This window comes from Ralstonia sp. VS2407 (assembly GCF_052950655.1).
The window spans coordinates 1-473 of the sequence record NZ_JBRFVG010000238.1 but is presented as its reverse complement, the minus strand read 5'-3'; the positions used below and the strand labels follow the sequence as shown (position 1 = coordinate 473).

General features: G+C 53.1%; 1 protein-coding gene. It reads right to left on the bottom strand.

Going from position 1 to position 473, the window contains the following annotated elements; all coding sequences use genetic code 11:
• On the bottom strand, positions 1 to 473 hold a 473-nt coding region (locus ACU8YE_RS24815; protein WP_446930190.1), incomplete at both ends, for a SufB/SufD family protein.

The window sequence follows — 473 nt, the reverse complement described above, 5'->3', positions numbered from 1 at the left end:
ACCATGCCTTCCGCTTCCTTGCGGGAAAGGCCGCGACTCATGAGATAAAAGAGCAGCTCCTCATCCACACGTCCTGCCGAAGTAGCGTGATTGCCTTGCACGGCATCTTCATGGCAGAGCAAAACGGGCACTGCCACCGAATGCGCTTCGTCATTCATGAGGATGGCTACTTCTTCTTCATCGCCAACGGCACCGCGTGCGCCCTTTAAGAAATCGAGCGTACCACGGAACGACTTGTGCGACTGATCAAACAGAGCACCATCGGCGCGAATGAGCCCTTTGGAATACAAGCCGTGAAAACGCACATTGTAGAACAAATCCAGTGCTTCCTCATATTGCGTGAGATAGGCCACATATTCTTCAAAATACGAATCCACGCCATAGAGATCGCCGCTCAAGTTGTAGTTAGTGCGCGCACCGCCCATTTCCACATGCGCGACGCGGAGTTTTCCGCCATCGGCAATGGAAAAAGC